Origin of the sequence: Streptomyces sp. NPDC007164 (genome assembly GCF_040634135.1) — a bacterium.
Taxonomy (GTDB): Bacteria; Actinomycetota; Actinomycetes; order Streptomycetales; family Streptomycetaceae; genus Streptomyces; species Streptomyces sanglieri.
The window spans coordinates 15235-36907 of sequence record NZ_JBEYFB010000024.1; the positions used below are offsets into that span (position 1 = coordinate 15235).

Genomic DNA, 21673 nt, shown 5'->3' on the forward strand with positions numbered 1-21673 from the left:
GCTTGGGTGGTGCTGATTTCAGGCTAGCCATGTGCAGTGGGGGGTCGGGGAGACCGGACATCGGATGCACCCGTCGTGCTGTCCTCGGCCCTTCCCCCGTGTCCCCCTTGTCCGCGTCGCCGGAAAAGCTGTGCGGACGCCGACAGGTATAGTCCACTTCCGGTCGACTGAGCAAGATCGAATGCGAGTTTGAGCAGCAGTCTTTCCCGAGTTGAGACCTCGCGGATACATGGCCCCCGCACGCTCTTGGCCCGGGTGTAACGATTTCCGCATTCCGGTCGATTCGGCTTGCGCTTCCCGCCCAACACCCTTGACACATCCCGGCACTTGGCTCCCTACTGGACCTTGCGCATCTCTCTGACAACGTTGTCCAGATGCACTCCTCGGGAGGAATGGCTCGGCATGCAGCCCCGACATGGTTCTCGCACGAGACAAAGCCGTACGGCCGCACTGATCGCGGCTTCACTCGTTCTGGTCGTGACCGCCCCCTCCGTCGCCGCCGCACAGTCGGCCGGCGCGCACGAAAAGGGCCGGCCGCCTTCGGGAGACCGGACATTCAACTCGTCCTTCGAAGCGGACGAAAAGCAGCCGGACTGGCGCAACACCGTAGAAGAGGGTCCGGACGGAAAGAAGCGGTCATCAGGTGTCGATGGCGGCTTCTCCGCAGGAATACCGGGCAATGTCACCGACAAGGTGACAGACGTCCGCGCCAGTGGTGAGAACACCGGCGGCGGAGAGGTCAAGGAAAACCTGATCGACGGGGAGTCCGGCACCAAATGGCTGGCCTTCGAGCCCACCGGCTGGGTCGAATTCGATCTGGCCGAACCGGTCGAGGTCGTGACATACGCGCTGACTTCGGCCAATGACCACGACGAGCGCGACCCGAAGGACTGGACCCTCCAGGGCTCCGCCGACGGCAAGGACTGGCGGGACCTCGACTCCCGGACCGGCCAGACGTTCACCGAGCGGTTCCAGACGAAGTCGTACGATTTCACATCTGACACCGCATACCAGCACTTCCGTCTGCGGATCACGAAGAACAACGGCGCCTCGGACGCCACCCAGCTCGCCGATGTCCAGTTCTCCGACGGCGACACCTCCACCCCGGCCCCGGACGAGATGCGCAGCCAGGCCGACCGCGGCCCCTCCGGATCCCCCACCGCCAAGGCGGGCGCGGGCTTCACCGGGAAGCGGGCCCTGCGGTACGCCGGTACGCACAAGGCGGACGGCCGGGCGTACTCGTACAACAAGGTCTTCGACGTGAACACGGCTGTCACCCGTGACACCTCACTGTCGTATCTGGTCTATCCCCAGATGGGCGAGACCGACCTCTCGTACCCGGCGACCCATGTCTCGGTGGACCTGGCGTTCACGGACGGCACGCATCTGAGCGATCTGCGGGCCACCGACAGCAACGGCGGGCTGCTGACCCCGCAGGGCCAGGCCGACGCCAAGCGGCTGTACGTCAACCAGTGGAACAAGGTCGAGTCGACGATCGGCACGGTCGCGGCGGGCAGGACCGTCGACCGGATCCTGGTGGCGTACGACTCCCCCAAGGGCACGGCGAAGTTCCAGGGCTGGATCGACGACATCGAGATCGCCCCGAAGGCGCCCGAGAAGCGCCGCTCCCACCTCTCCGACTACGCGTCGACGGTCCGCGGCACCAACTCCAGCGGAGCCTTCTCCCGGGGCAACAACTTCCCCGCCACCGCGGTCCCGAACGGCTTCAACTTCTGGACACCGGTCACCAACGCCGGCTCGACGAGCTGGCTGTACGACTACGCACGGGGCAACAACGAGGACAACCTGCCCACCCTCCAGGCCTTCAGCGCCAGCCACGAACCGAGCCCCTGGATGGGCGACCGGCAGACCTTCCAGCTGATGCCCTCGGCGGTCGCCGGCACCCCGGACGCCTCCCGCAAGGCGCGTGCGCTGCCGTTCCACCACGAGAACGAGACGGCGAGGCCGCACTACTACGGTGTGACATTCGACAACGGTCTCAAGGCCGAGATGACACCGTCCGACCATGCGGCCCGGATGCGGTTCACCTACCCCGGTGACGACGCGAGCATCGTCTTCGACAACGTCTCCAACGACGGCGGCCTCACCCTCGACCCGGCCACCAGCTCCTTCACCGGCTTCTCCGACGTGAAGAGCGGCGGCTCGACCGGCGCCACCCGGCTCTTCGTGTACGGCGTCTTCGACGCCCCGGTCGCCGCGAGCGGCAAGCTGTCCGGCGGCGGTGGCGACGATGTCACGGGCTACCTCCGCTTCGACGCGGGCAAGGACCGCACGGTCGGGCTGCGCCTGGCGACCTCGCTCATCAGCATCGACCAGGCGAGGCAGAACCTGGCCGCCGAGATCCCCGCCTCGCGCTCCTTCGGCCGGGTCGAGGACCGGGCGCAGCGGGCCTGGGACGACATCCTGGGCAAGGTGGAGGTCGAGGGTGCCACGGCCGATCAGCTGACCACCCTCTACTCCAGCCTGTACCGGCTGTACCTGTACCCGAACTCGGGCTTCGAGAAGGTCGGCGGCAAGGACAAGTACGCCAGCCCGTTCTCCCCGCAGGTCGGCTCCGACACTCCGACGCACACCGGGGCGAAGATCGTCGACGGCAAGGTGTACGTCAACAACGGCTTCTGGGACACCTACCGCACGACGTGGCCCGCGTACTCCCTGCTCAGCCCGGACCGGGCCGGCGAGATGGTGGACGGCTTCGTCCAGCAGTACAAGGACGGCGGCTGGATCTCCCGCTGGTCCTCCCCCGGCTACTCCGACCTGATGACCGGCACCTCCTCGGACGTCGCGTTCGCGGACGCCTACGTCAAGGGCGTGAAGTTCGACGCGGAGGCGGCGTACGACGCGGCGCTGAAGAACGCCACGGTGGTCCCGCCGTCCTCCGGTGTCGGACGCAAGGGCATGGTGACGTCACCGTTCACCGGTTACGCGAACACCGACACCCACGAGGGCCTGTCCTGGTCGCTGGAGGGCTACCTCAACGACTACGGCATCGCGCGGATGGGCGAGGCTCTCTACAAGAAGACGAAGAAGCAGCGCTACAAGGAAGAGTCCGAGTACTTCCTCAACCGCGCCCGCAACTACGTCCGGCTCTTCGACGACAGGGCCGGGTTCTTCCAGGGCAAGGACGCCAAGGGTGGCTGGCGGCTCCCCTCGGACCGGTACGACCCCCGGGTCTGGGGCTACGACTACACGGAGACCAACGGCTGGGGCTACGCCTTCACCGCCCCGCAGGACAGCCGGGGCCTGGCGAACCTGTACGGCGGCCGGGGCGGCCTGGCCAAGAAGCTCGACACGTACTTCTCCACTCCCGAGACGGCGGGCCCAGAGTTCGTCGGCTCGTACGGCGGTGTCATCCACGAGATGACCGAGGCGCGTGATGTGCGGATGGGGCAGTACGGCCACAGCAACCAGGTCGCGCACCATGTCACATACATGTACGACGCGGCCTCGCAGCCCTGGAAGACGCAGGAGAAGGTCCGCGAGGTCCTGGGCCGGCTCTACACGGGCAGCGACATCGGGCAGGGCTACCACGGCGACGAGGACAACGGTGAGCAGTCGGCCTGGTTCCTCTTCTCCTCGCTCGGCTTCTACCCGCTGGTCATGGGCAGCGGCGAGTACGCGATCGGCTCCCCGCTCTTCAAGAAGACCACCGTCCATCTGGAGAACGACCGCGACCTGGTCGTCAGGGCACCGAAGAACAGCGCGCGGAACATCTATGTGCAGGGCCTGCGGGTCAACGGCAAGAAGTGGACCTCCACTTCACTGCCGCACGAGCTGCTGGCCAAGGGCGGCGTGCTGGACTTCGACATGGGCCCGAGGCCGTCGTCGTGGGGCACCGGCAAGGCCGCGGCGCCGACCTCGATCACCACGGACGACAAGGTGGCGTCGCCGCAGGCGGACGTGCTGAAGGGCGACGGCGCCCTGTTCGACGACACGTCGGCCACCTCGGCGAAGGTCACCTCGGTGGACCTGCCGGTCCCCTCGGCCACCGACGCGGTCCGCTACACGCTGACGTCGGACAAGGCGGCCGACGCCCCGTCCGGCTGGGTCCTCCAGGGCTCGTCGGACGGCATGACGTGGCAGGACCTCGACAAGCGCTCGGCCGAGTCCTTCGCCTGGGACAGGCAGACGCGGGTGTTCTCGGTGAGCGATCCGGGCTCGTACGCGCACTACCGCCTGGTGTTCGCCGGTGAGGGCACGCTGGCGGAACTGGAGCTGCTCTCCTGATCCGACGCCCCCGTCACCACGGCCGGCGGCCGGTACCCCGAGGCGGGGTGCCGGCCGCCGGTGCGTGCGGGCAGGCACGGCTCCCGCTCAGTCCCGCTCAGTCCCGTTCAGTCCCGCTCCGGACTCTCCGGCACTGCCCGGGGGAACAGGCTCTCCGGCAATGTCACATTCCACGCTGTGATGACCGGCTTCCCGTGCTCGGTGCCGAGCCGGGAGACGGCGCCCGTGGCGAGCTGGAACAGCGTCCCCTCGGCCGGGGTCAGACCGAGATAGCGAGCGGTGAGCACCCGCAGGAAGTGGGAGTGGGCAACGAGCGCGATGTCCTCGTCCGCATCCCGCCCCGCCACCTCCACCGCTTCCGCCAGCACCCGGTCGGCACGCGCCCCGACCTCGGCCGGGGTCTCACCGGGATGCGCCTCGGGTCCGGGCGCGACGCCGTCCGTCCAGAGGTTCCAGTCCGGACGGGTCCGGCGGATCTCGTCGGTGGTCACCCCTTCGTAGCCGCCGTAGTCCCACTCCCGCAGCTCGGGCGTGATGCGGGGCGCGGCCAGCCCGGCGAGCTCGGCGGTGCGCCGGGCGCGTACGGCGGGACTGACGAGGGTGAGCGCGATCCGCCGGTCGGTGAGCAGCGGCGCCAGGGCTCGGGCCTGCCGTTCCCCGAAGGCGGTCAGGGGCAGGTCGGTGTGGCTCGTGTGCTGCCCGGACCGCGACCACTCCGTCTCGCCGTGCCGGATCAGGATCAGCTCGCCCATGATGTTTCCGCTCTTTCCGTGCCGATGCCGATGCCGTCGGCGCTGCCACTGTCGCTGTGTGAACCTGCGGCCCCACGATCGCATTCCACCGGGCCGACGGCAGGGTGGCTCGCCCTCGTGCGTCCGGACGGCACGGGCCACCTACGGGTGACACATTCCGGCTTTCCGGGTGCGGTACGTCCACGTGCCACTACATTGCGGCGCATGCCGCTGCCCAAGGATCTCGACCCGTACGCCGACGCCCGCTCGTTCTACGGATCCGAACTACGCCGCCTGCGGGAGGCCGCCGGGATGTCCCAGACCCAGCTGGGCGACCGAGCATTCTGCTCGGGCACGTACATCGGGCTGTTCGAGATGGGGGAACGGAATCCGCAGGAGGACATGTCCCGTGTCTTCGACGAAGTGCTGGGCAGCGGCGAGCACCTTCAGCGGCTGTGCCGACTGGCGCGGAAGTCGAAGGTGGCGGGGTTCTTCGCGGATGCGGCGGAACTGGAGAAGCGGGCCAGGTCCATCCAGGAGTACGCGCCGATGCTGGTGCCGGGTGTGCTCCAGACACGTGCCTACGCCACGGCGTTGACCAGAGGCACGATGCGGCGGGCGTCCGACGAAGAGGTGGAACAGACGGTCAGCGCTCGCATGGAGCGTGCTCAACTTCTCAGCTGCGAAAACGGGCCGGACTTCTGGGCAATCATTCACGAGGCCGCACTGCGCGTTCCGATCGGCGACCCGCGCACCATGAGGGAGCAGCTCACCCACCTCGTCGAGACGGCTCGGGCTCATCCGCAGGCGATCGTGCAGGTCCTGCCTTTCTCCGCCGGCTTCCATCCATTTCTCAACGCCATGTCCTCGCTGATGCAGTTCGCCGATGCGCCGCCCGTTGTGTACACGGAGAGCGCCTACACGGGTCAACTCATCGAGGAGGCAGCCCTGGTGGAGCAGTATCGATCGGCATACGATCTGGCCAGGGCCGTCGCGCTGTCGCCGGAGGCGTCCCTGGCACTGATCGCCTCGGCGGCGAAGGACTACGACCGATGAACAGCACACCCGATCTCAGCCGTGCCGCCTGGCGGACCTCGTCCTACAGCAACGGATCCGGCGGAAGCTGCGTCGAGGTCGCCGACAACGTCCCCGGCTTCGTCCCCGTACGCGACACCAAGCTGGCCGACAGCCCGGTCCTGGCCCTGCGCACCGCAAGTTGGACGGCCTTCGTGCAGCGCATCAAGCAGTAGGCATCGGCGCGGAAGACACGCGAAGGGCCGCACCCCGGAATTCCGGAGTGCGGCCCTTCGGCTCTGCTGCCTGCCTCGCGACTACTTGCGGATCAGGCTGCGGAGCACGTACTGCATGATGCCGCCGTTGCGGTAGTAGTCCGCCTCACCGGGGGTGTCGATGCGGACGACCGCGTCGAACTCCACACCGGTGTCGGTGGTCACCTTGACCGTGCGCGGCGTGGTGCCGTTGTTGAGCTCGGTGACGCCGGTGAAGGAGAAGGTCTCCTCGCCGGTGAGGCCGAGGGCCTCGGCGGTCGCGCCCTCCGGGAACTGGAGCGGGAGGACGCCCATGCCGATGAGGTTCGAGCGGTGGATGCGCTCGTAGGACTCGGCGATGACGGCCTTGACGCCGAGGAGCGCGGTGCCCTTGGCGGCCCAGTCGCGGGACGAGCCGGAGCCGTACTCCTTGCCCGCCAGGATGACCAGCGGGGTGCCGGCGGCCTGGTAGTTCTGCGAGGCGTCGTAGATGAACGACACGGGAGCATCGGCCTGGGTGAAGTCGCGGGTGAAGCCACCCTCGGTGCCCGGGGCGATCTGGTTGCGCAGGCGGATGTTCGCGAAGGTGCCGCGAATCATGACCTCGTGGTTGCCGCGGCGCGAGCCGTACGAGTTGAAGTCGCGGCGCTCGACGCCGTGCTCCGTCAGGTACTTGCCGGCCGGGGTGTCGGCCTTGATCGCACCGGCCGGGGAGATGTGGTCGGTGGTGACCGAGTCGCCCAGCTTGGCGAGCACGCGGGCGCCGGTGATGTCGGCGACCGGGGTCGTCTCCATCGTCATGCCCTCGAAGTACGGGGGCTTGCGCACGTAGGTGGACTTCGCGTCCCACTCGAAGGTGTTGCCGGTGGGGATCGACAGCGCCTGCCACTGGGCGTCGCCCGCGAAGACGTCCTGGTAGGACTTGTTGAACATGTCCTCGCCGATGGAGTTGGCGACGACGTCGTTCACCTCGGCCTCGGAGGGCCAGATGTCCGCGAGGTAGACCGGCTTGCCGTCCTGGTCGATGCCCAGGGCGTCCTTGGTGATGTCCACCTTCATCGAACCGGCGATGGCGTACGCGACGACCAGCGGCGGGGACGCCAGGTAGTTCATCTTGACGTCGGGGTTGATCCGGCCCTCGAAGTTGCGGTTGCCGGAGAGCACCGAGGTCACGGCCAGGTCGTGCTCGTTGACCGCCTTGGAGACCTCCTCCGGCAGCGGGCCGGAGTTGCCGATGCAGGTGGTGCAACCGTAGCCGACGAGGTTGAAGCCGACCTTGTCGAGGTACGGGGTGAGGCCCGCCTTGTCGAAGTAGTCGGTGACGACCTTCGAGCCCGGGGCGAGGGTGGTCTTGACCCACGGCTTGCGGGTCAGGCCCTTCTCGACCGCCTTCTTCGCCACGAGCGCGGCGGCGACCATGACGTACGGGTTCGAGGTGTTGGTGCAGGAGGTGATCGCGGCGACGGTGACGGCGCCGTGGTCGATCTCGTACGTGGTGCCGTCGGGGGCGGTCACGGTGACCGGGTTGGACGGGACGCCGTTGTGCGCGGCCGGGGAGTCGGAGGCCGGGAAGGACTCCTTGCCCGCCTCCTCGTCGTCCGCGACGTAGTTGCGCACGTCCTGGGCGAACTGCGCCTTGGCGTTCGCGAGGACGATGCGGTCCTGCGGGCGCTTCGGGCCGGCGATCGACGGGACGACCGTCGACAGGTCCAGCTCCAGCTTCTCGGAGAAGTCCGGCTCGGCGGCCGGGTCGAGCCAGAGGCCCTGCTCCTTGGCGTACGCCTCGACGAGCGCGACCTGCTGCTCGTCACGGCCGGTCAGGCGCAGGTACTTCAGCGTCTCGTCGTCGATCGGGAAGATCGCGGCGGTGGAGCCGAACTCCGGCGACATGTTGCCGATGGTGGCGCGGTTGGCGAGCGAGGTGGCGGCGACGCCCTCACCGTAGAACTCGACGAACTTGCCGACGACACCGTGCTTGCGGAGCATCTCGGTGATGGTCAGCACCAGGTCGGTGGCGGTGGTGCCGGCCGGGAGCTCGCCGGTCAGCTTGAAGCCGACGACGCGCGGGATGAGCATGGAGACCGGCTGGCCGAGCATCGCGGCCTCGGCCTCGATGCCGCCGACGCCCCAGCCCAGCACGCCGAGGCCGTTGACCATGGTGGTGTGCGAGTCGGTGCCGACGAGGGTGTCGGGGTACGCCTGGCCGCCCCGGACCATGACCGTACGGGCCAGGTGCTCGATGTTTACCTGGTGGACGATGCCGGTGCCCGGGGGGACGACCTTGAACTCGTCGAAGGCGGTCTGGCCCCAGCGCAGGAACTGGTAGCGCTCCTTGTTGCGGCCGTACTCCAGCTCGACGTTCTGGCCGAATGCCTCCTTCGTACCGAACTTGTCGGCGATGACGGAGTGGTCGATGACCAGCTCGGCCGGGGCGAGCGGGTTGATCTTGGCCGGGTCGCCGCCCAGCTCCTTGACGGCCTCACGCATGGTGGCGAGGTCCACGACACACGGCACACCGGTGAAGTCCTGCATGATCACGCGCGCCGGCGTGAACTGGATCTCCTGGCTGGGCTGAGCCTGGGAGTCCCAGCCGCCGAGGGCCCGGATGTGGTCGGCGGTGATGTTCGCGCCGTCCTCGGTGCGGAGCAGGTTCTCCAGCAGCACCTTCAGGCTGTAGGGGAGGCGCGCGGAGCCCTCGACCTTGTCCAGCTTGAAGATCTCGTACGACTCGTCGCCCACGCGCAGCGTGCTGCGGGCGTCGAAGCTGTTCGCCGACACGACAGTCTCCTTCATCAATGTGCGCGTACTCCGCGCCGCGCCTCATTACGGCGGGCGCCGCGTGGTGCCGCCTACGGCTCCTCGACCATCCGCTAAGGTAAGGCTTAGTTAGGTAACCCTTACTGACTGGCGGACTGCGGTGCGCCTTCGGCATATATCTCGATGTCGAGATAACTCTAGTACATCACCGTCGCACGGTCATGCGGGGGCGCCGGTGTCCTGTCTCAGTGGGGCTGGGGCAGCCTCGGTCCTTTGTGGCATCGGTGGCCGCGCCTCAGTCTCTCTCGGGCAAGTAGCGCCATGCCTCACCCCCTGAGGCTCCGCTGCCGCGCCTTCCCTGCGGCCGCCGTACCGCGTCGGTGCTTGGTCGTGGGGGCTTGGATGGATGCAGCGCACTTCCGAGTGCGGCCGGTCGGGCCGGATGACCGGATCGGCGAGCGCGACGCGGTGAAGTTCGCCGGAACCAGGGATGCGTGCGCTCTGGTCGCCTGGGGGTACGAGCGGGACGGAACAGTCAACTCGTTCCTCGCACGGCTGGCCGCAGCCAACCACGTGAACGCCGAGGAACTCCGAGCGCTTCTCAGCTTCCGCATACGGAAGCAGACCCCGTCACGGCGTTGCGAGAACCGCTCGCCACCGCTTCCGGCTACACCGAGCACCAACCAACCCTGGCCTGCCTGAGTTCATCACGGTGACAAACACCGACACCCATGACCGCGATGCCTGTCTCCGCCACGCTCTGGATAGGTGACGGCTGCCGAAACCCGGATGACCAGGTCGACATCTCCCCACTAGCCGCCACCGTTCCGGCCCATCGGCAGCGCCGCAACCTCGTCGCGCGCCACGGGCGGCGCTGGGCCAACCTCGCCTCCCACGACGCGAAGAGGATCTTCCTCACCTGGAAGGAGCGCTACGAGTTCCGCCCGGAGGAAGCCATCGTCCGGCACCTGACCGCCCCGACCTGCCCCTCCGGGAAATCCGTGGCCGACCAGGCGGGCGGACAGAGCCACAAGCCTCTTGCTATTGCAAGTAACATGCAACAAGCTATTCCAGTCCTTACCGCTGACCTGGATGCGGAGCCATTCGTGCCCCAACTGCTGCCGGATACCGGACCGCAACGCGTCTTAGCCGCATCGAACTTCGTCTACACCATCGGCAGCGGCCTCTATCTGACGGCAGGCGTCCTCTACTTCACCCAGGCTGCCCACTTGCCTGCCGGCCAGGTGGGCCTCGGACTCGGTATCGCGGGATTCATCTCGCTGGCCCTGGGGATCGCCATTGGCCACCTCGCGGACAGGCATGGAGCCCGCGGCGTCTATGCGACCACCCTGATCGTCCAGGCTCTGGCCACAGCCGGCTTCGTGTTGGCGGACAGCTTCTGGCCGTTCGTCCTCGTGGTCTGCGCAGCCTCCGGGGCGAAGGCAGCCGGAATAGCCGCCCGCTCCCCGCTCATCAGGCACTATGGAGGGGACCGACCGCAGGAGTTCCGCGCCTATCTCCGCGCGGTCACCAACGTCGGCATCTCCCTAGGCGCCGTGGGAGCAGGATGGGTCGTGCAAGTGGGCACCGTCACCGCCTACCAGCTCATGGTCATCGGCAATGCGATCGCCTTCGTCGTCTCCGCGGCGCTCCTGGTCTCCCTCCCGTCGGTCAAGCCCCTCCCCAGAACCGACGGCCCTCGCTGGATCGCCCTGCAAGACCACCCCTACCTACTACTCACCACCCTCGACGGCATCATGGCCATCCAGTTCAAGGTGCTCACCGTCGCCATCCCACTCTGGATCGTCGGCGCCACCACCGCCCCACACTGGCTCATCTCGGGCACCATGCTCACCGGAACCGTCATCGTCGTCGCATTCCAAGTCAGGGCCAGCCGCAACATCGATTCCCCCACCGCTGGTGGAAACGCCTACCGCCGAGCAGGAATCGCCTTCCTCATCGCGTGCTTGATGATCTCGATGTCAGGAGGGATACCGGCGTGGGCTGCCGCAACGCTGCTCATCGGCGCAGTGGTGATCCACACAGTCGGCGAGCTATGGCACTCCGCCGCCGGATTCGAGGTCTCCTTCGCCCTCGCTCCACCGCACGCCACCGGTCAGTACCTGGGCGTGTTCGGCCTCGGCGCCGGACTGGCCGAGGCCCTCGGGCCCGGACTGCTCATCTGGCTCTGCATCACATGGGGCCGCCCCGGGTGGTATGTCGTGGGAGCCATGTTCGCGCTGACGGGCCTGGCAGCACCACTCGCGGTCCGCTGGGCGCAAAGCCACCAGAACGCGCAGCAGGCCCAATCGCGAGTCGGCGGAAATGCCTCCATGGCCTGAATCGGACGCCCGCTGCCTCACGACGTCATCGATCTCGCTCAACTTGATCTCTCACCATTGCCTCAGATCGATTGAGACGACTCCGGCACCAACGTCTCGATCAATCTGATGCACCCCTGGCCAGGCCGAGTGTGATGGCTCAGATCGGCTGGGACAGGACACTTGTGTTCTCTCGCGACGAAGGCCGCGCGTTCTCACCAACCCCTGGTGGACGGGCTTCCTCCTCACCGGAGGCTGGCGCGCTGGCCGGAGCGCGGTCCTCGGACGGGTGAGGTGGCCGGCGCGCGGGGCGGACGCGCCTGCCGCCCTGTTCAGCCCTGCTCGGACTCCACCGGGAGCCACAGTTCGGCGTCGGCCCCGGTCTTCTCCGGCGACGGGCGGATACGCAGGATCTCGGGGCCGGTGCGGGTGCGGTACGGGTTCGACGGGAACCACTCGGTGAACACGTCCCGCCACAGCTCCTGGATGGCCTGCGGCGCGGGCCCGGAGGTGGTGAAGACCGCCCAGGTGCCGGCCGGGACGGACAGCGCGGTGGTGCCCTCGGGAGCGGCTGCGGAGGTGACTACGCCGTGGTGGTAGTCGAGATCGGTGCCCTCGGCACGGCTGGGGTCCAGGCCGTCGCAGACCGCGACGATGCCGTGCGGCTCCTGGTCCGACAGTTTCTCCACGCGCTCCAGGGCCCGCGGGTCGATCCCGCGGACGAAGTCCATGATCGCCCGGTTCGGCCCCGCATGCACCAGCGGCACCCGGGCCTTGAAGCCGACGACGGTGAAGTCCGCCTTGTCCACGAGGCGGTATCGCATATTGCTGCTCCCCTCGACGGTGAGGCGGAAGGCCATCCGCGACTGGGAGCTGAGCGCGGCACCGGTACGCCGGGCCTCGCCCGGTCCGATGCCGTGCATGGCACGGAACGCCCGCGCGAACGCCTCGCCGGATCCGTAGCCGTAACGCACCGCGATCTCCAGCAGCGTGTCACGCCCCGCGAGCACTTCGGCGCCGGCGAGGGTGAGCCGACGGCGCCGGATGTACTCCGACAGCGGCATGCCCGCGAGCGCGGAGAACATCCGGCGCAGGTGGTACTCCGAGGTGGCCGCGATGCGTGCCAGCTCCGCCACCTCGACAGCCTGGTCGAGATGGCGCTCGATGTGCTCCATGGCCTGGTTCAGCCGCTCCAGCACGCCCGGTCTCCCTCCTCCTGGCGACCACGGCGCCGGGCAGCGTCCCTGTCTACCCGGCGCTGCCGCCGGTGCCGTCCCCGCCCCCGTCCGGACCGGGCGTGTCCTGCCCCAGGCCCCGACGGATCGCGATCTCCACGGGAGAGTACGCGCCGTCGGCCCGTTCCGGTTCGTACGGTGCGGCCGGCATCAGCGGCGGCTGGGCCATGAAGCGCGGCCGCGTCCCGTGGTGCGGTTGTGCCGAGTGCACCAGGAACGGATGGCACAGGAAGACATCGCCCGGGGACCCGGTGGCGAGGGCGAGTGGCCGGTGGTCGGAGGCCGCCACCAGGTCGGGCGCGAGGGTCAGCCCGCTCGCCCCGTCGTCCCCGTACTTCTCCAGCACCTTCGGCACGTCGAGGTGTGAGCCGACCCGGATCCGGGTCGGGGCGTCCTCCTCGCCGACCTCGCTGAACAGGAACAGCATCAGCAGCGCCCGGCCCCGGGAGCGCAGATTCGTGAAGTACCAGCTCTCGCCCTCAGGCAGATAGCTCCCCTCGATGTGCCAGCCCGCGTCGTCCGGCTCCTCCGCGTGCGGGAAGCGCAACGGGAACGTGCCCAGCGAGTAGCGCGGTTCCCAGCGTCCCGCACCGACGAGAAGGTCGTAGGCGCGGTGCAGGGAAGGGGAGTTGGGTGCGGCGGCGAACGGTCCCTGCGCCATGCCGGGCACCCGGTGCACGGGCTGCGTCCACGTCGCCGGGTCCTCCGGGTCGCAGCCCGTCTCCCGCCACAGCAGACGCGCGCAGTCCGCGGCCACACGTGGTGCGACGGCGCCCTCCAGCTTCACGAAGCCGTCGCGGAGGAAGCGGGATACCAAGGTCGTATCGTCCATGCGCCCATCGTGCGGCGGCAACGGCCCCGGCCACCCGACATTGTCCGCACCGCTTCTGTCGGGTGTTCACCGAGCCCATCCCCGCTCCTCCGACTCGGCCACGCCCGGTGCTCCGCAGGGGCCGGCGCGGCCGCGGGGAGCCGATCGGCGTCGCGTCGGGGGCCGGCGGCACACGCCGGCGGCACTCAGAATCCGTGGTCGATCTCCTTCTCCCGCATCAACTCCCCCAGCTCCGTGTCCGACAACGGGTGCAGAGTGTCCAGGAGATGACGCAGCCCGGATTCGCCGACGCTCTGACCGGCGACCGAGACCTCCGCCTTCCCGTGCCGGCGGACGAGGGTGACCTCGCGGGTGCCGTCGGGAAAACCGCGGACCATGACCATCTCCCCGTGCGCGTCCACCGCGCAGGTGACGGACTTGCCCACGGGCTCGGGGCACCGGGGTTCCGGCGTGTCCGAGAAGCGCACGACGAGGCCCGCGTACCCCGTCTCGTACCCCTCCCGCACGGGGCGGTAGTCGACGACGAAGGTGGCGGGGCCCAGCTCCGCACGGGACACGTGCATGCCCGGCGGCGCAGCGCCCAGGTACAGCAGCTCGGCCTTCTCCCGGTACCGCGCGACCTCCGCCTCGTGCTGACGTTCCCGCGACTGCGCCGGACCGACGAAACCCCCGTAGACCACCCCGGCCGCCAGCACCACCAGCGCCCCCGCCCGCACCCACCGGCCCGGCACGAAGAACGCCGCGGCCACGGTGTACGGCACCCCTGTCAGCGCGATCCGGGTACCGGCGCTCCCCAGGCCGACGTCCCCGCCGTAGGCGGCCAGACCCGACAGGACGCCCAGCGTGCCGAGGACGAAGACCAGCACCGCCCAGCCCAACCGCCGCGGCACGGATCCGCACTGCGGCACCACGTCCTTCACGGGCAGGCCCGCCACGGCCAGCAGGCCCACCAACAGCGGCGCGGCCAGTGCCAGGACCGGCACCGTCGCGCCGGCGCCGCCGCCCCAGGCCGCCACCACCAGCCCGAAGCCGAGCGCCGGCACCGCGGTCGCCGTCATCGCCCAGACCAGAAAGAGATGCAGGGCCGTGAGCGCCCCTCTGCCACTCGTCGTGCCTCTGCCACTCGTCATACCGCGGAGCCTGTCAACCGGCTTCCGGGCACACATGAGTACCCGTACTCAGCGGACGGCTCCACGGCCCGGCCGGAAGGCAAGTCAGCCCGTCCCGCGCGGCAGTTGGTCGTCCAGTTGGTCCGCGCTGAATCCGAACCGTTCGCCGAGGGCCCGGTAGCGGTCGCGCCGGGTGTCGTGGACGGGGACGTCGTACGTGAAGAGGATCTGGAGGAGGAGACGGAAGCCCAGGTCCGGGTCCACGGTGGCGACCACGTCCTCCAGTACGCGCGCCACGTCCCGCACCTCGGCCGCTTCGGCGCCCGCCGCCTCGCGGACCTCTCGCAGCACGGCCTCGGCCAGATCGGTCCGGGCGGGCGACAGGTACGGCACATGGACGGGGTCGACCTCCCTCAGCCGTTCCCGGCACGCCTGAGCCACCCGTTCCAGCCAGGCCCGTACGTCGGCGTCGAACCCCTCGTCGGCGTCGAACGCCGCGTCGACGTACAACCGCCGCGAGGCGGTCCGCCACAGTGCGGTGACCGCCTCGTCGGACAGCGCGGAGTCCAGCAGCCGCCGTACGTCCTCCAGCAGCACCGCCGCGTAGGAGCCCGGAGCGGACACCGCGTCATCGCCGACGAGGCTGCGGATGTTCTCCGCCACGGTGCCCTGGTACTTCCAGTCCGTCCCGTGGAACACGCCCGCGAGCAGCGGCAGCCCGAAGCGGCCCAGGTCGAAGTCGCGCCGGCCGGGGTCGACGGGGCGCCAGCGCACGTTCAGTTCGTCGTGGACGGCGGACAGGGGGTGGGCCAACAGCTCGCCGATCCCCAGCAGCCGGTCGTACGCCTCGTTGCCGATCGGTACGGAGTACGCCTTCGCGGCCCGCAGGAACAGGCGGAACCCGAGGTCGGCGTCCGCCTCGCGCACGACCCGCAACAGCGCCGGGACGATGTCCGGGACCGCGACGGCGCGTCGGAGCGCGGCCGCGGCCGACTCGATCTCCGCCGCCACGGTCCCGCGCAGCTCCTCCTCCGGCACCGTCGGCCGCACCCGGTCGAGGAACTCCGCCTCGGCCCGTTCCCGCTCCCGTGTGCACGGCGGGCAGACCTCCGCGACCCGGCGCAACCAGCCCCGGATGTCCGGGCCCTCCTCGGCCGGGTCGAAGCACCGCCGCACGGCGGCCAGCCATACGGCGTGGAGCACCTCGTCCGGCAGTGGCGACTCCAGCAACAGCCGGACGTCCCTGCCGAGCTGGTCGTCCTCGTCGTCCGCCTACGCCCCGGCGAGGGCGAGCACCACGGGTACGTCAATGCGGAGCGTCGCACGCGAGCACAGCGTGCCGGCGAAGCCGCTGAGCCCGAAGTCCTGCCCGTGGTCGAAGTAGTACAGCTTACGCATCCGCACCGTCGCCAACTCCGGCCGCCCTTCCCCGTGTCGGCGACACCAAGCCCTCCGGGCGCCGAAATGACCCGCGCGCACTGCGGATCGGACCGGACCCGCCGCGCGCGGCACCCACCTTAGACACCGTGGTCGCGAACGGGGCAGGGCTCAGGAGTGCCGAGCGGCACAGCTCATGGCCGGAGCAGGTCCTGGGGGCGATGTCAGATGCCGGATCTATGGTTCCGTCATGGCAGTCCCCGAGATCATCCCCATCGCCCACGAGCCGGACTACCGGACCGACACCATCGGGCGGTACGCAGACGGACAGTTCCTGGCCTCGGTCACCTACGCCTTCCCGGACGGGTACACGGTCGGCGACGACTGGGAGGAGCACAAGCGGCTCTATGCCGTTCTGCACCGGTTCGACCACGAGGGCCGGCACATCGATTCGGACATCTGGTACGCGGGAACGCAGGCCGAGCAGCAGCGGCACCCCGGCGGCGACGACTCCGTCATGGCGCGTGCGGAGGCGCGGATGGCGGCGCTCCTCGACGGTCTTCCCGAGCGCGAGTACGGAGACATCGCGATCCGGCCCTTCCGGCTGACGGTCGACGGCGTGCTCTTCGGGCTGGTCGTCGAGCACCACGACCGGGAGAGCGGGGACGGGGACGGGGAAGACGGCGAGGACGACTGGGCCGAGCTCCACCCCGACCAGCTCGGCTTCTACGCTCCCTGGGACGGCCAGTACGACACCTGACGTGTGGGCCCGGACGACGGAGGAACATGAAAGACATCAGTGAGTTCGAGGGCATCTCCCCGACCACCCTCGCCGATCTCCTGGGGCGCGGGCAGGTCATGGACATCGGTGTCCGCCCGCTGTGGCCCTCGGTCCCCAAGGTCGCCGGACCGGCGTTCACCGTGCGGTGCCCTCCGGGCGACAACCTCATGCTCCACGCGGCCATCCACCGCGCGGAGCCCGGCGCCGTCATCGTCGTCGAGTCGGGTGACGTGGACTACGCGCTGGCCGGCGGGAACGTCTGCGCCGTCGCCCAACGCCGGGGAATCGCGGCGTTCGTGACCGACGGCGTGATCCGCGATCTCGCCGAGGTGCGCGAGATGGGATTCCCCGTCTTCGCCAGGGGCGTGATCCCCATCCCCGGCACCAAGAAGGCGGTCGGGCCGCTCAATGGCCCCGTGCGGTGCGGCGGGGTGGACGTGGACGCCGGTGACATCGTCGTGGCGGACGAGGAGGGCGTCGTCGTCGTACCCCGCGCCCGGCACGAACAGGTGCTCCTGGACGCGCGGGCGAAGGCGGCCAAGGAGGCGGGCGAGTCCCTGGACGCGTGGGAGGCCGCGCATCGCACCCGTATCGACAGCATCCTGCGCGACAACGGTTTCGAGGACTGACCGCCGGACGACGACCACCGGACGACGACCGCCAGTCTCCGAAGGCCCCGGAGACCGGCTTCCCCATGTCCGGGTCGCCCCGTCCCCCGTACGGACGCGCTCCGCACGCGGTCGCGGCGATCCGGGCGGACCATTGAACGCACGGCGCGCACCGGGTCCGCGCATTTCATACGCTCCCGACCTGCAACTGCCGCGCCGACACGCCCGGGCGTCACCCGAACGCCACACCCCGGCGCAGGTCCCATCTCATATCTGAGATAGCCTTTCGCCATGTCAGACGATTACCTCGTACGCATCGGCAAGCTCATCCGTGACGCCCGTCAGCATCGGGGCTGGACACAGAGTCAGCTCGCCGAGGCGCTCGCCACCAGCCAGAGCGCCGTGAACCGCATCGAGCGCGGCAATCAAAACATCAGCCTTGAGATGATCGCGCGCATCGGTGAGGCACTCGACAGCGAGATCGTGTCGCTCGGCTACGCCGGGCCCATGCACCTGCGGGTGGTCGGCGGCCGTCGGCTCTCGGGCTCCATCGACGTCAAGACGAGCAAGAACGCGTGTGTGGCACTCCTCTGCGCCACGCTGCTCAACAAGGGCCGTACGGTGCTGCGCCGGGTGGCACGGATCGAGGAGGTCTACCGTCTCCTGGAGGTGCTGAACTCCATAGGTGTGCGGACCCGGTGGATCAACGAGGGAACGGATCTGGAGATCGTCCCGCCCGCCCGGCTCGACATGGACGCCATCGACGCGGACGCCGCCCGCCGGACCCGTTCCATCATCATGTTCCTCGGTCCGCTGCTGCACCGCATGGACCGGTTCAAACTCCCGTACGCCGGAGGCTGCGACCTCGGTACGCGGACCATCGAGCCGCACATGATCGCGCTGCGCCGCTTCGGTCTGGAGATCGCCGCGACCGAGGGGATCTACCACGCCCAGGTCGACCACTCGGTGACCCCCGGCCGCCCCATCGTGCTGACCGAGCGCGGTGACACCGTGACCGAGAACGCGCTGCTGGCCGCCGCCCGGCACGACGGCACGACCGTCATCCGCAACGCCTCGTCCAACTACATGGTCCAGGACCTCTGCTTCTTCCTGGAGGCGCTCGGCATACGCGTGGACGGCATCGGCACGACCACGCTGACCGTGCACGGAGTACCGCACATCGACGTGGACGTCGACTACTCCCCGTCCGAGGACCCGGTCGAGGCGATGAGCCTTCTCGCCGCCGCCGTGGTGACGGAGTCCGAACTGACGATCCGCCGGGTACCGATCGAGTTCCTGGAGATCGAACTCGCGGTGCTGGAGGAGATGGGCGTCGACTGCGACCGTACGACGGAGTACGTCGCCGACAACGGCCGTACCCGCCTCGTCGACCTCACGGTCCGGCCCTCCAAGCTGGAGGCGCCGATCGACAAGATCCACCCCATGCCGTTCCCGGGCCTCAACATCGACAACGTGCCCTTCTTCGCGGCGATCGCCGCCTCGGCCCACGGCCAGACCCTCATCCACGACTGGGTCTACGACAACCGGGCCATCTACCTCACCGACCTGAACCGCCTCGGCGGCAGGCTGCAACTCCTGGACCCGCACCGGGTACTGGTCGAGGGCCCGACCCGCTGGCGCGCCGCCGAAATGATGTGCCCGCCGGCCCTGCGCCCCGCCGTGGTGGTACTGCTCGCCATGATGGCCGCGGAAGGCACCTCCGTACTGCGCAACGTGTATGTCATCAACCGCGGTTACGAGGAGCTGGCGGAGCGGCTCAACTCCGTGGGCGCGCAGATCGAGATCTTCCGGGATATCTGACAGTCCTGAGGAACGACGCCGGCAAACCCCTCCTGACCTGCCTATCTGCAAGCCAGGAGGGGTTTCTGCGGAGGCTGTGAGCTTGCTCTTTATGGTCTGAGTCGGTTTCGTTCGGTGATGCTCTCGGGTCGTTTCACGGTCTTGCCCACGTCATAGCGGGTGGCGGACCGCCGGTTCTTCGAGCCAAGTGGCCTGCCTGGTCCGGGCGTTGAGGGTTTCGGTGCACGGGTCGGGCAGGTGATGTGGGCGGAGGTTTCTGAACCCCCGGCGGACTCGGGCCGGGGTGAGCCGGCCGGGCTCGGCGGGCTTCTCCCACGGCCGCCGCAAGTCGGCGGCGGCCCCGCGCAGAAGGCGAATCTGGGTGTGCGCGGCGATGATCAGCCAGGTCCAGCACTCGCCGGCCTCGGGGGTGCGAAGCTTCGGCCGCGTCCACCCGAGGGTCTGTTTCATCAGCCTGAAGAGGTGCTCGATGTCGAACCTTCTCAGGAACGCCTGCCAGCGCACGTCGATGTCCTCGCCGTTCAGGCCAGTGGCGGAGGACCAGAGCCAGAGCGGGAGAGGGCCGCCTCCGCCGGGCAGGCGGTCGACCTGGAGGCGGATCAGCGTGCCTTCCATGATGGGGAGTTCGCCGGTGTGGTCGATCCATGCGGAACGAATAATCAGGCGGGGGTGAATGCGGTCCCAGGCCATCGCGTGGGCGATGCCGTACCGGTCGGTGACCTGTGTCGTGGCCGCGTCCGACTCGCCCCAGGTGTCCGACTTGGCGAAGCGGAACTCCTTGCCGTGCTTCGGCGGTCGCCCGCCCTGGGGGTAGGCCAGGGCGTACTCCTTGAGCGTGGGTGTCGGCCGTCGCATGACTCGGTCGGAGCGCATCCGTCCCAGCACCTCGACCGGGAGGCCGTCGAGGAGGTGGGCCATGCGCGGGTGTCGTAGCCGGCGTCGAAGACGATGAGGATGTCGCGGTCGTCGGCGTGCCAGCGGCCCATCTCGATCAGGTCCTCGACCACGCGGCGGAGCTGGGTGGCGGTGACCTCGGCGACGTCGTCCTCGGGTCCGAGACGGACGGCGTCCAGGAGCTGGCACCAGGATGTGCGGCCCGATTCGAGGGCGGCGACGAAGGAGTACGGCCAGCCGGGGATGAACTGGTCCGAGGAGCGTCCGCTGCGGCCGTAGACGTGGCAGAACAGGCGGTCCGCGCTGGTCGGCGCGTCGGGGCGGAGCCAGTTGCTGACGTCGACCGCCAGGACCAGGCGCCCGTCGGCGGCCCGCGGCATCGGCAGACCGGCCAGCACCTGCCGCAGCCGGGGCACGTCCACACTCCCGTGGTTCAGCGCCTCGTACATCGCGCCGTGCCCGCGCCGGTGCTCGGCCACCAGCGTCAGGCACTGGCGAGGTCACCGGCCCGTCCGCGCACAGCAACGCGTCGACGAGGTCGAACAGTTCGTCCCCGCGCGCGGTCAGACAGTCGAATAAGAGGCCACGCGGATAGGCGCGGTTGGGGACACCGGCAGCAGAACGGGCGCAAGCCCCGGTGATCATGGAGTTGCGACGCTCTGTGATCACTGAGGAGACCTGTGCCCGTGCTGCCGTCGTGGCTCACCGAACCGCTCTGGGACCAGTTCGCGGTCCTGCTGCCCGTGCGGCCGGAGTACCACCAGGACCATCCGCTGGGCTGCCACCGCAGGCGCATCAGCGACCGGATCGTCTTCGACAAGCTGCTGCAACTGCTGCGCTTCGGCTGCTCCTACGAGGCGACCGCCGACACGATCCGCAGCCGTCGTGACGAGTGGATCGGCCTGGGCATCTTCAGCCGGTTCAAGCAGGTCGCCCTGGACGCCTACGACCGCATCGCCGGCCTCGTCCTCGATCAGATCGCCGTGGACGGCTCCATCACCAAGGCTCCCGGCGGCGGTGAGGCGGCCGGGCGTTCCCCGGTCGACCGCGGCAAACAGGGCCTGAAACGTTCCGGCATGACGGACAGATACGGCATTCCACTGGGCCGTGTCCTGGCCGGAGCCAATCGCCACGATTCCCCGCTGCTCGCCCCGAGCCTGGACCTCCTGGAGGGCCTCGGGCCACTGCCCGACGACGTGACCGTCCACCTGGACGCCGGCTACGACTCCGACAAGACCCGCGCCCTGCTCGCCGAACGCGGCCTGCACGGCCGGATCGCGCACAAGGGCGAGAAGGCGCCGTTCCAGGCAGGTCAGAGGTGGCACGTGGAGCGTACCCACGCCTGGCAGAACGCCTTCCAGCGCCTGGCCCGCTGCTACGAGCGCCGGGCCGTCGTCATCGACGCGTTCTTCGACCTCGCCGACACCATCATCACCGTCCGCAGTCTGATCCGCCAGGCATGGACGAACCACCGCTGGGACGAACGCCCGCACCGCCGCCCATGACTGCACACCGACGGCGGCATGCGGGGCGCGCTCATTACCCAACAGCCCCGCAAAACGCATTCCACCGCCTTGCCCACCGCCACGAGCGCCAACGCGTTCCTCGCCGACGGCTGCGACGACTCCGACAGCATCGACCTGGACCAGGTTCTGGTGGCACGTACGTCGGCGACCAGCCGCCCTGGCCTG

General features: G+C 69.1%; 16 protein-coding genes and 1 pseudogene. 8 read left to right on the top strand and 9 right to left on the bottom strand.

The features are described 5' to 3' along the window. Window positions 1-402: 402 nt before the first annotated feature. Window positions 403-4248, top strand: a complete 3846-nt coding sequence (locus tag ABZ622_RS26165; RefSeq protein ID WP_360547113.1) for a GH92 family glycosyl hydrolase — start codon at window positions 403-405, stop codon at window positions 4246-4248. A 107-nt stretch (window positions 4249-4355) separates the two neighbouring features. Here ABZ622_RS26165 and ABZ622_RS26170 read toward each other — a convergent pair whose 3' ends face one another. Then, window positions 4356-5000 (bottom strand): histidine phosphatase family protein, encoded by a 645-nt coding sequence (locus ABZ622_RS26170; protein ID WP_360547115.1) that lies wholly within the window; start codon window positions 4998-5000, stop codon window positions 4356-4358. A gap of 204 nt (window positions 5001-5204) precedes the next feature. Between ABZ622_RS26170 and ABZ622_RS26175 the strand changes: the two genes are divergently transcribed. Next, window positions 5205-6035, top strand: a complete 831-nt coding sequence (locus ABZ622_RS26175; protein WP_360547117.1) for a helix-turn-helix transcriptional regulator — start codon at window positions 5205-5207, stop codon at window positions 6033-6035. Next, entirely contained in the window at window positions 6032-6229 is a 198-nt protein-coding gene (locus ABZ622_RS26180) for a DUF397 domain-containing protein (protein ID WP_360547119.1), read from the top strand. Before ABZ622_RS26175 ends, ABZ622_RS26180 begins: the two co-directional genes overlap by 4 nt. Window positions 6230-6310: 81 nt before the next feature. Here ABZ622_RS26180 and acnA read toward each other — a convergent pair whose 3' ends face one another. Further along, on the bottom strand, window positions 6311-9025 hold the full coding sequence (acnA, locus tag ABZ622_RS26185; RefSeq protein WP_360547121.1) for an aconitate hydratase AcnA: 2715 nt from the start codon (window positions 9023-9025) through the stop codon (window positions 6311-6313). A gap of 710 nt (window positions 9026-9735) precedes the next feature. Between acnA and ABZ622_RS26190 the strand changes: the two genes are divergently transcribed. Next, window positions 9736-11346 carry an MFS transporter gene (locus ABZ622_RS26190; RefSeq protein ID WP_360547123.1) on the top strand — a complete coding sequence of 537 codons (1611 nt, stop codon included), beginning with the start codon at window positions 9736-9738 and terminating at the stop codon, window positions 11344-11346. Window positions 11347-11657: 311 nt separating this feature from the next. Here ABZ622_RS26190 and ABZ622_RS26195 read toward each other — a convergent pair whose 3' ends face one another. The 5 genes from ABZ622_RS26195 to ABZ622_RS26215 all read right to left on the bottom strand — a co-directional run bounded on the left by ABZ622_RS26195 (window position 11658) and on the right by ABZ622_RS26215 (window position 15899). Next, window positions 11658-12524: an AraC family transcriptional regulator gene (locus ABZ622_RS26195; RefSeq protein WP_360547125.1), complete on the bottom strand. Its 867-nt coding sequence runs from the start codon at window positions 12522-12524 to the stop codon at window positions 11658-11660. Between the two features lie 49 nt (window positions 12525-12573). After that, entirely contained in the window at window positions 12574-13392 is an 819-nt protein-coding gene (locus ABZ622_RS26200) for a phytanoyl-CoA dioxygenase family protein (protein WP_360547127.1), read from the bottom strand. A gap of 185 nt (window positions 13393-13577) precedes the next feature. Continuing rightward, window positions 13578-14522 (bottom strand): hypothetical protein, encoded by a 945-nt coding sequence (locus tag ABZ622_RS26205; RefSeq protein ID WP_360547129.1) that lies wholly within the window; start codon window positions 14520-14522, stop codon window positions 13578-13580. An 84-nt stretch (window positions 14523-14606) separates the two neighbouring features. Further along, a complete protein-coding gene (locus tag ABZ622_RS26210; RefSeq protein ID WP_360547131.1) occupies window positions 14607-15731 on the bottom strand; it encodes a hypothetical protein in 1125 nt (374 codons plus the stop codon). Window positions 15732-15773: 42 nt separating this feature from the next. Further along, window positions 15774-15899, bottom strand: a complete 126-nt coding sequence (locus ABZ622_RS26215) for a hypothetical protein (protein ID WP_360547133.1) — start codon at window positions 15897-15899, stop codon at window positions 15774-15776. A 229-nt stretch (window positions 15900-16128) separates the two neighbouring features. Here ABZ622_RS26215 and ABZ622_RS26220 point away from each other — a divergent pair, with 229 nt between their 5' ends. The 3 genes from ABZ622_RS26220 to ABZ622_RS26230 all read left to right on the top strand — a co-directional run bounded on the left by ABZ622_RS26220 (window position 16129) and on the right by ABZ622_RS26230 (window position 19088). Beyond that, window positions 16129-16638 (top strand): hypothetical protein, encoded by a 510-nt coding sequence (locus ABZ622_RS26220; protein ID WP_360547134.1) that lies wholly within the window; start codon window positions 16129-16131, stop codon window positions 16636-16638. Window positions 16639-16664: 26 nt separating this feature from the next. After that, window positions 16665-17288 carry an RraA family protein gene (locus ABZ622_RS26225; protein WP_360547136.1) on the top strand — a complete coding sequence of 208 codons (624 nt, stop codon included), beginning with the start codon at window positions 16665-16667 and terminating at the stop codon, window positions 17286-17288. 270 nt (window positions 17289-17558) lie between these two features. Continuing rightward, the gene (locus ABZ622_RS26230; RefSeq protein ID WP_266910946.1) at window positions 17559-19088 is read left to right on the top strand and encodes a UDP-N-acetylglucosamine 1-carboxyvinyltransferase; all 1530 of its coding nucleotides are present in this window, start codon (window positions 17559-17561) and stop codon (window positions 19086-19088) included. Between the two features lie 150 nt (window positions 19089-19238). On the opposite strand, the gene ABZ622_RS26235 is transcribed toward ABZ622_RS26230, so the two are convergent. After that, a complete protein-coding gene (locus ABZ622_RS26235; RefSeq protein WP_360547139.1) occupies window positions 19239-20006 on the bottom strand; it encodes a transposase in 768 nt (255 codons plus the stop codon). After that, a pseudogene (locus tag ABZ622_RS26240) lies at window positions 19937-20431 on the bottom strand (transposase); the annotation flags it as partial. The gene ABZ622_RS26235 and the pseudogene ABZ622_RS26240, both read right to left, overlap by 70 nt. A gap of 231 nt (window positions 20432-20662) precedes the next feature. Between ABZ622_RS26240 and ABZ622_RS26245 the strand changes: the two are divergent. Next, entirely contained in the window at window positions 20663-21487 is an 825-nt protein-coding gene (locus ABZ622_RS26245) for an IS5 family transposase (RefSeq protein WP_360547141.1), read from the top strand. The last annotated feature ends 186 nt before the right edge of the window (window positions 21488-21673 follow it).

What these genes read in the sequence shown, in the direction of transcription:
- ABZ622_RS26165 (WP_360547113.1), top strand. Translation starts at nt 403, where the DNA reads ATGCAGCCCCGACATGGTTCTCGCACGAGACAAAGCCGTACGGCCGCA.
- ABZ622_RS26170 (WP_360547115.1), bottom strand. Translation starts at nt 5,000, where the DNA reads ATGGGCGAGCTGATCCTGATCCGGCACGGCGAGACGGAGTGGTCGCGG.
- ABZ622_RS26175 (WP_360547117.1), top strand. Translation starts at nt 5,205, where the DNA reads ATGCCGCTGCCCAAGGATCTCGACCCGTACGCCGACGCCCGCTCGTTC.
- ABZ622_RS26180 (WP_360547119.1), top strand. Translation starts at nt 6,032, where the DNA reads ATGAACAGCACACCCGATCTCAGCCGTGCCGCCTGGCGGACCTCGTCC.
- ABZ622_RS26190 (WP_360547123.1), top strand. Translation starts at nt 9,736, where the DNA reads ATGACCGCGATGCCTGTCTCCGCCACGCTCTGGATAGGTGACGGCTGC.
- ABZ622_RS26200 (WP_360547127.1), bottom strand. Translation starts at nt 13,392, where the DNA reads ATGGACGATACGACCTTGGTATCCCGCTTCCTCCGCGACGGCTTCGTG.
- ABZ622_RS26205 (WP_360547129.1), bottom strand. Translation starts at nt 14,522, where the DNA reads ATGACGAGTGGCAGAGGCACGACGAGTGGCAGAGGGGCGCTCACGGCC.
- ABZ622_RS26215 (WP_360547133.1), bottom strand. Translation starts at nt 15,899, where the DNA reads ATGCGTAAGCTGTACTACTTCGACCACGGGCAGGACTTCGGGCTCAGC.
- ABZ622_RS26220 (WP_360547134.1), top strand. Translation starts at nt 16,129, where the DNA reads ATGGCAGTCCCCGAGATCATCCCCATCGCCCACGAGCCGGACTACCGG.
- ABZ622_RS26225 (WP_360547136.1), top strand. Translation starts at nt 16,665, where the DNA reads ATGAAAGACATCAGTGAGTTCGAGGGCATCTCCCCGACCACCCTCGCC.
- ABZ622_RS26230 (WP_266910946.1), top strand. Translation starts at nt 17,559, where the DNA reads ATGTCAGACGATTACCTCGTACGCATCGGCAAGCTCATCCGTGACGCC.
- ABZ622_RS26235 (WP_360547139.1), bottom strand. Translation starts at nt 20,006, where the DNA reads ATGGCCCACCTCCTCGACGGCCTCCCGGTCGAGGTGCTGGGACGGATG.